General features: G+C 65.4%; 7 protein-coding genes and 1 tRNA gene. 6 read left to right on the top strand and 2 right to left on the bottom strand.

Features of this window, described 5'->3' with window-relative positions; translation table 11 throughout:
• Positions 1–615: 615 nt before the first annotated feature.
• The 4 genes from ACWETB_RS10520 (at position 616) to ACWETB_RS10505 (ending at position 3,654) form a co-directional block, all read left to right on the top strand.
• A complete protein-coding gene (locus ACWETB_RS10520; RefSeq protein WP_452210985.1) occupies positions 616–1,128 on the top strand; it encodes a hypothetical protein in 513 nt (170 codons plus the stop codon).
• A gap of 224 nt (positions 1,129–1,352) precedes the next feature.
• Positions 1,353–1,583, top strand: a complete 231-nt coding sequence (locus ACWETB_RS10515) for a hypothetical protein (RefSeq protein WP_452210983.1) — start codon at positions 1,353–1,355, stop codon at positions 1,581–1,583.
• Positions 1,580–2,209: a recombinase family protein gene (locus ACWETB_RS10510; RefSeq protein WP_452210981.1), complete on the top strand. Its 630-nt coding sequence runs from the start codon at positions 1,580–1,582 to the stop codon at positions 2,207–2,209. The genes ACWETB_RS10515 and ACWETB_RS10510 overlap by 4 nt, the downstream gene beginning before the upstream one ends.
• Entirely contained in the window at positions 2,209–3,654 is a 1,446-nt protein-coding gene (locus ACWETB_RS10505; protein ID WP_452210979.1) for a tyrosine-type recombinase/integrase, read from the top strand. Before ACWETB_RS10510 ends, ACWETB_RS10505 begins: the two co-directional genes overlap by 1 nt.
• Here ACWETB_RS10505 and ACWETB_RS10500 read toward each other — a convergent pair.
• The gene (locus tag ACWETB_RS10500) at positions 3,640–4,341 is read right to left on the bottom strand and encodes a DUF4145 domain-containing protein (protein ID WP_452210977.1); all 702 of its coding nucleotides are present in this window, start codon (positions 4,339–4,341) and stop codon (positions 3,640–3,642) included. The genes ACWETB_RS10505 and ACWETB_RS10500 overlap by 15 nt on opposite strands.
• A 160-nt stretch (positions 4,342–4,501) precedes the next feature.
• Positions 4,502–4,575: transfer RNA gene (locus ACWETB_RS10495), tRNA-Leu, on the bottom strand.
• Between the two features lie 131 nt (positions 4,576–4,706).
• Between ACWETB_RS10495 and ACWETB_RS10490 the strand changes: the two genes are divergently transcribed.
• Together ACWETB_RS10490 and ACWETB_RS10485 are read left to right on the top strand one after the other, a co-directional pair.
• Complete coding sequence (locus tag ACWETB_RS10490) at positions 4,707–7,028, top strand: MMPL family transporter (protein WP_452210975.1); 2,322 nt, start codon at positions 4,707–4,709, stop codon at positions 7,026–7,028.
• On the top strand, positions 6,982–7,659 hold the full coding sequence (locus ACWETB_RS10485; protein WP_449743572.1) for a TetR/AcrR family transcriptional regulator: 678 nt from the start codon (positions 6,982–6,984) through the stop codon (positions 7,657–7,659). Before ACWETB_RS10490 ends, ACWETB_RS10485 begins: the two co-directional genes overlap by 47 nt.
• Positions 7,660–7,818: the final 159 nt, after the last annotated feature.

Raw genomic sequence — 7,818 nt, 5'->3', positions numbered from 1 at the left:
CGCTTCAGCTCAGCCGAGTACCGCTTCGATCCTGCCGCTGCCATAGGTTTCATTCTCCCTTGAGACGAACCCTCCGGAAACACCGGGACGGATCATTCAGCTAAAAGTGGTTGCTTCGAATGAGGATTGACCACCAACCTATGCCACCTGTGCCACCTATGCCGGACCTGTGCTGGCACAGGTTAGGGATGACCTGTGCCAGCCCCCGTAGGGGCACAGGTCACCCGGCCTGGCCCAGGTGCAGTGCGTAAGGCCCGGCATAGGTCACGGCACAACAAAATGGAGAAAGTAGGAGAAACGATGACAAGTCTGAACGAGAACGTCTCGGCCCAAGCGCAGTCCGCGCGAACCGAGTCCGTCGAGTCTGCGGAGGAGCTTGGCGGCCGATGGGTTGTAGACCCGAACGATCCAGAGTTTGAAGTGTGGGAGCCGGCGAAAGCAGAGGGCGACGGGTTCGCAGACACGGCACCTATGAAAACTGGAGTGACACCGCTGTGGAGCATGGAGGGCCGTCCGAACCAGTGTGTGGGACACAAGAAGGACGGCACGAGGTGCAGGCGAGCAGCGATAGCTGGCGGCACGGTTTGTCGCGTGCACGGGGGTGCGGCCCCAGCAGTGAAAGCTGCCGCCCGTGCCCGCCTGGAAATGGCCGCCGACCGCATGGCCAAGAACCTGCTGAAGATGGCTGTCGATGACGACGTGGCTGACGGGGTTCGCCTTGCCGCTACCAACAGCGCTCTAGACCGCGCTGGCTTGTCGGCGAAGACCGCCGTAGAGGTGGAGGTCGGCCCGAGCAAGGGGTTTGAGCAGATCCTCAACGCGATGATTACCGGCGGTAGCCGGGCTGAGAGTCGTTCGCGGCGAGGCGAACCCGCCGACCCCAACACCGCCGACAGCCCCGACGACGACTGGACCGAAAGCGAAGTGATGGACGCGCAGGTAGTGGAGGACTACGAGGTACTGCCACCCCCGCCTCGGCCTCGTCCTGACGAGCCGCCCCGTCCTGCGGCGGCCCGGAGTGCCGAGCCCACGTCGGGACTGATGGACCTGGAGGACGCACTGGACCAGCTGCATCGCACCGCGCCACCTCCGCAGACCCCGGCACCCCGCCGCAACCGGCAGGGGTAACCACACAGCAGGGGTTCCCGGTAGGCCAGCAGCCACACGGACGGCCCAGCACACCCCGGCGCACGCCCACCCACCCTACGGCCATCTCAAAGGCGCAGCACGGCGAAACATCAACTCCGACAACACTTGTCGAATAGTGATGTGCATCACAGTGCGGTAGGGTGGGGGTGCAGGGGCGCAAGGTGCAGTGCGCCCCTCGGACCCCACAAGACCAGGGAGACAACATGACTGAGTTCCACGGCGGCACGATCCCCGCCACGCGCGAGGTGTGGACGGTGACGTTCGGCTCGGAAAGCGTTGGCTACGAACAGATTGACGTGATGGTCCCGTTGTTCAGTGACGACACCACCGTCCGCGCAGCCGCTCAGGCAATCCTCGACGACGACTACCTGCCGGGGCTGCCGATCGTGGACGTGAGCCCGTTTCAGGGTGTGACGATCTGGGGTGCGCGATGAGGGTTGTTGGGTATGTGCGGGTGAGCACCAAGGACCAGGGCGACAGCGGCCTCGGCCTGGAAGCGCAACGCGAAAGCCTGGAGCGGTGGTGCGAGACACGCGGCCACGAATTGCTGACCGTCACCACCGACGTGGTCAGTGGAGCCAAGACCGACGCGATGTTCGGGCGCGAGGTGGCCATCGCGGCTGTGGAGTCGGGCGTGGCGCAGGGCCTCCTGGTCCGCGCCTTGGACCGCGTCACCCGCGACCAGCTGGACGCCGCGCAGATTATGAAGCGCGCCAACGACTACGGCTGGCGACTAATGGACTGCGAAGGAGCCGACAGCGGCGACCCGAGCCAGCGTTTCCAGGCCGACATCCGCCTGGCGGTGGCCGCCGAGGAACGCCGCAAGATCAGCACCCGCACCCGAGAAGCCCTGGAACAGAAACGTAAACGCGGCGAAGGCAAGCTCATCAGCACCACCGCCCAGCGCCGCATCCAGGTCCTCTCGTTGCAGGGCCTCGGGGCCAAGGCCATAGCCAACCGACTCACCGCCGAAGGCGTACCCACCGCCACCGGAGGCGACGCGTGGTCGTATTCGTCGGTGCGGCGCGTGCTCGCCCGCCTCACACAGGAGGTGGCCTGATGGCCTACATCCGCAGTCACGAGACCAGCCAGAAGCGCAAAGGCCGCGCTGTCAAACGCTACGAAGTGGTGTGGCGCGAGCCCGTCCGCGACGACTACGGCCTGCCAGTGGTGCAGGCCAACGGCAAGACCAAGACCCGCGCCCGGCAGGAGTCCTTCGCTACCCGCGAGGACGCTGAAGCCCGCCGCGACGAACTGAACGCCGCCAGGCATTCCGGGCAGACCAGCGCCCTTGCCGAACAGAAGAAGGCCGGCGATTTGCCGTTGGGTCACTACGCTCAGGCGTGGATCGAGAGCCAACAGGTCAAGGTTGCTCAGGGGCGGTTGAAGCAGAAGACCTTGGACGGCTACGCGAAGATCGTGCGGCATTATCTGCTCCCGGCGTTCGGCAGCAAAGCGACGGCGGCGATCACGCCAAAGGACTGCGAGGACTATCTGACTTCGTTGGTACGCAAGCAGTCGCGGCAGAACGGCGGCGAGCCCATCAAGCCGGGCACGGTCAAGCACGCCTGGAATGGACTGCGCCGCGTGATGAAGTACGCCATGCAGCATGGCGCGATCACCAGCAACCCGTGTGACCGGGTGGACTACGACGGAGGCCGCGCCACTGGCGATCGCGAGAAGTTTCAGCACCGCCCGTTGTCGGCTGAGCAGGTGGCGCAGCTGAGCGCTGCCGTCGCCGGCAAGGCTGCTGACGCCAACGGCCAGACGCTCCCGGCGTACCCGGAGTACGCGCTGATGGTGGAGTTCTTGGCGTATAGCGGTCTGCGCGCGGCAGAGAACAGCGGCCTGGAAATCGGCGATCTCGCGTTCACCACACGCCCCGGCCCCGATTCCACAACGGTCACGCGCTGCTCAGTGAGCGTTCGCCGGACCAAAGACCGCAAGGGAGGCGAGTGGATCACCACCACGCCCAAGTCGCGCAAGTCGCGGCGAACCGTGCCCCTACCGCCTTGGCTGGCTGAGAAGCTACGACAGTACGTGGCGGCGCATCCCCGCGCCAACGAGCCGTCAGCGCCGCTGTGGCCCAGCCGGAAGAACGGTGGCGGCTACCGCGCCAAGGGCACGCGGTACGCGGTGCCGCTGGACTGGACGCAGCCCGTGTTCATGGGCACCTTCTACGACACGATCCTCAAGCCCGCGTTGGAGGCCGTCGGGCTCCCGGCGCGCCGCCCCGCGACCACCGACTGCCCGGCCCAGCACGGCGTCCGCCTGCACGATCTTCGGCACACCTTCGCCGTCATGCAGCTGATGGCGGGCGTCCACTTTATGCAGGTGTCGCGGTGGATGGGCCACAGCACCTTTACGCTTACTCTGGACACCTACGGCGACTGGATTCCTGAGGAAGATGGCGGCGCGCTGAACGACCTCCCCGAGCCGACCGCGCCGGAAAGCGCTGCGGCCGAACCGGACCTGGGAAACGTCGTGCAGCTATTCGGACGGTGAGGCCGCGTGGTCATCCTCTGGGGTTTCGTAGGGATTTGCGGCTTCTCCGGTGAGTGGATTGCTCAGCTTCGCCTTGAAAGGCATCTCGTACAGATTGATGAAGAGCTGGAAAGTGAACGTTGCGATATTAGTGGCCTCGTCGGCCTCTATATGAGGTAGCTCATGGTTGGCTCGGTTGCCGAGCTGCCTGATTTGGTCCACCCAGGATTTGTGCGACGCGAGAATCACGTGCTCGTCCTCCAAATACTGAATGGCTTTAGCGAAATTACGGAACGGCTTCGCGTCGGGATCTGCCGCCCGCTGGTGTGTGTACGCGACATGCAGTAACAGCTTTCGGCAGATCATGGCCGCACCCGAGTACGCGCCTACAGACAGGCTGGCCCGCACTTGCTCCCACAGTGCTGCTTCTTGCGGAGGGACGCCCTCTGGTGTCGAAAATGGCAGCGGCGAGGGAGAGGGCGTTCCGTCATTCATAACGCTGCCCCGCAGGCATCTTGGGCACCGCATCCATGAGACCGGAGCGGACGCACTGCGACTGTCCTGCTTGACACGCGCTACCGTGAACAGTGAGACTGCGCCGCAGAATCCGCAGGTTGTGTCCTCCCAGGCGTCAGCCGCCGTTGGTTGAAACGAGCCGCCGTGGCCGATGTTGTTGACCGTTTGCAGGCCGTCCGCGACGTTACCCATTGAGTGTCCTTCGCTGATTTCGGATTTCTCGCTGATTCTCGCAGGAGTGTCCGACAAATTAGACGCCGCCACGCCGGGGTAATGCCGGGGCCGGGCGCGCTATCGCAAGTACCCCCAGGGGGTATGTGGCCAAAAATGGGCATCTACCAGCGGTTATAAGTGCCCCCAGTCGGACTCGAACCGACACTGTGCGGATTTTAAGTCCGCTGCCTCTGCCAATTGGGCTATAGGGGCCGCGCTGAACAGCATGCCAGACCTGGCTGCACCGTCGATCGTGTGGTCCCGACGGAGTACCCACCGTTGACTTGGTGACTTAGTGGCGTTAACTTAACGACGATAAGTCACTGACTCCTCGTGGGGGAACCATGCTGACCCGAATCACCACCATCGCTGTATCCGCGCCGAAACGTGTTCTGGCCGTGCTGTTCCTGATCCTGGTCGGATGCGGACTCTACGGGGCATCGGCGGCCGGGCATCTGCTCTCGGCGGGATACGAAGACCCGAACTCAGAATCCGCACGGGCCACGGCCGTGGTCAACGAGACCTTCCACCGCGGCGGCCCGCAACTGGTGTTCAAACTCGACGGCCCGGCCGGCGTCGACATGTCGCGCGACCCCGCGGCGGTCGCCCTCGGGCGCCAGATGGTCACCGACCTGGCCGCGACCGACCATGTGCAACAACCGATCCTGTCGGTGTGGCAACGACCGTCGCTGGCGCCGGCGCTGCTGAGCGCCGATCGCTCGTCGGCGTTGATCGTGGCCACCATCGATGGCGGCGACGCCAACGCGCCGTCCTACGCCGAGGACATCGAGCAGCGATTCGTCGGCGAGCACGATGGGATCACGGTGCGCGCGGGTGGGCAGGCACTGGTGTTCGGTCAGGTCAACGAGCAGACGACGAAGGACCTCGCGATGGCCGAGGCGATCGCCATCCCGATCAGTTTCCTCGTCCTGATCGTGGTGTTCGGAGGTCTCGTCGCGGCGGCCCTGCCGATCGTCGTCGGAATCATCGCCATCGTGGTGACGTTCGCGTTGCTGCGTCTGGTCGGGTCGATCACCGACGTCTCCATCTTCGCGCTCAACCTCACCACCGCACTGGGTTTGGCGTTGGCCATCGACTACACGCTGTTGCTGGTGACGCGCTATCGGGAGGAGGTCACCGCGGGCCGGGACCGGCGGACGGCCATCTTCATCATGATGAACACCGCCGGGCGCACGGTCGCGTTCTCCGCGGTCACGGTGGCGCTGTCGATGTGCGCGCTCGCGGTGTTCCCGATGTACTTCCTGCGGTCCTTTGCCTACGCCGGTCTGGGAGTTGTGGTCATCGCAGTACTCGCGGCGCTGATCGTGACGCCCGCCGCGCTCACACTCCTCGGTGCCCGTATCGACGCGCTCGACGTGCGGCGCGGTATCCGCAGGCTGCGGGGCCAGGGCGAACCCGCCCCGGTGCCGATCGAACAGGGCCGGTGGTATCGGTTCGTCGGGTGGGTTCTGCGGCATGCCGCCCCGGTCGCGGCCGCGGTCATCGCGTTTCTCGTCATCTTGGGCGTGCCATTCCTCTCGATCACCTTCGGGTTCCCCGACGACCGTGTTCTCCCGCAATCGGCGAGCACACACCAGGTCCAGGAAGAGATCCGCGATCAGTTCACCGACGACCTGAGTTCGACGCTGACCGTGGTGATCTCCGGGCCGGTCGACGACCAGGCGCGTGCACGGTACGCATCGGAGCTGTCCCGAGTGGACGGGGTGACCTCGATCTCCGGCGGCGTGGGAAGCTTCGTCGACGGCAACCAGGTCGCGCCGCCCGATCCCGCCGACAACCGGACCGGCGCCGACGGCCAGGTGACCTCACTGGTGACGATCTCCAGCGAGGTGCAGCCGCTGACGCCGCAGGGGGCCGACCAACTCGAGGCGCTCCGGGCGGTACCGACACCCGCGGGCCTCGATGTCGGCATCACCGGGTTGCAGGCGGCCAACACCGACACCGTCGACTCGATCTACGCCCACCTGCCCTGGGTGCTGCTGATCATCGCCGTGGCCACATTCATCCTGCTGTTCTTGTTCACCGGCTCGGTGGTGCTGCCGCTGAAGGCGTTGGTGCTCAACATCCTGTCGCTGTCGGCGACCTTCGGGGCGATGGTCTGGTTCTTCCAGGACGGGCACCTCGACGGCCTCGGTACCACCGCGACGGGATACCTCGTCGCCACCATGCCCGTGCTGATGTTCTGCGTCGCGTTCGGGTTGTCGATGGACTACGAGGTGTTCCTGCTGGGACGGATCCGGGAGGAATGGTTGTCCTCGGAGCGCACCCGGACGGCCAACGATCACGCGGTGGCCGTCGGTATCGCGCGGACCGGACGAGTCGTCACCGCCGCGGCCCTGCTGATGAGCATCGTGTTCGCCGGGATTGCCGTATCGGAGGTGTCGTTCATGCGTATGTTCGGGGTGGGACTGACGCTGGCCGTTCTGATGGATGCGACGATCATCCGGATGCTGCTCGTCCCCGCGTTCATGCGTTTGGCGGGCCGCTACAACTGGTGGGCGCCGCGCCCGCTGCGGGCACTGCACGATCGCATCGGATTGTCCGAAGAGGGGGCCGCCGGACAATTCGACCAGCCCGGTTTCGATGAGCAGGAGAACAGTGACCAGGTCCCACCGACGAAGTCGGTCGCCCCGCGGGTCGGGTGAACTCCTCGCCGAGGAGATCATCGACGCGGCCACCGAGCTGCTGCTCGACGAGCGGGACGCGGCGGGCGTGTCGATCCGTGCCGTGGCGACGCGGGTCGGGGTGACGCCGCCGTCGATCTATCTGCACTTCGCCGACAAGGACGCGTTGCTCGACGCCGTCTGTGCGCGGTACTTCGAACAGCTCGATGATCGTCTGGTGGCCGCGACCACCGGCGTCGACGACCCGCTCGAACGGGCGTTCTGCCTGGGCATGGCATACGTGCGGTTCGCCGTGTCGACCCCGGTGTTGTACCGGCAGGCGTTCTCGGCGACCACGATCGACACCACCACCAAGGTCGACGAGGTGCTCGCGGTCTCGGCGTTCGTCCGGGTCACCGAGACCATCAACGAGGTCGCCGAGGCCGGGATCTTCGATCCTGCGGACGTCGGCGACATCGTGCTCGAGTTGTGGTCGACCGCCCACGGTCTCGCCTCGCTGATGATCGCCAAGCCCACGTTGAGCTGGGGTGAGGACTTCGACCGTGCCGAGGTCACGCTGCGCGCGGTGTGTCTGGGTCGAGCGGTCATGGGGGTCACCGGATGTGAGCAGCCCCACGAGTTGCGACGGCTGCTCGCCGCTCTGCGACGCTGATCGCGGCCCATACGGACATATCGGTCAGGTGCCGACTCGCCCCATGATGGTCAAGAGAAGGTAAAGTCGGAACTCGGGGGGCGACTTCCGCGTTGGTCACAGCAGAACAGTCCCGTCCACACACGATGTGGCACGACGTCCACTCAGGTTCAGATAGGG

The sequence above is a fragment of the Gordonia sp. NPDC003950 genome (assembly GCF_053605205.1).
Note: the sequence above shows the minus strand (reverse complement) of the source record. Positions and strands in the feature narration are given on the sequence as shown.

Bases quoted from the DNA above. Each gene is read 5' to 3' on its own strand.
- ACWETB_RS10510 (WP_452210981.1), top strand. From the start codon at position 1,580: ATGAGGGTTGTTGGGTATGTGCGGGTGAGCACCAAGGACCAGGGCGAC.
- ACWETB_RS10515 (WP_452210983.1), top strand. From the start codon at position 1,353: ATGACTGAGTTCCACGGCGGCACGATCCCCGCCACGCGCGAGGTGTGG.
- ACWETB_RS10505 (WP_452210979.1), top strand. From the start codon at position 2,209: ATGGCCTACATCCGCAGTCACGAGACCAGCCAGAAGCGCAAAGGCCGC.
- ACWETB_RS10500 (WP_452210977.1), bottom strand. From the start codon at position 4,341: ATGGGTAACGTCGCGGACGGCCTGCAAACGGTCAACAACATCGGCCAC.
- ACWETB_RS10490 (WP_452210975.1), top strand. From the start codon at position 4,707: ATGCTGACCCGAATCACCACCATCGCTGTATCCGCGCCGAAACGTGTT.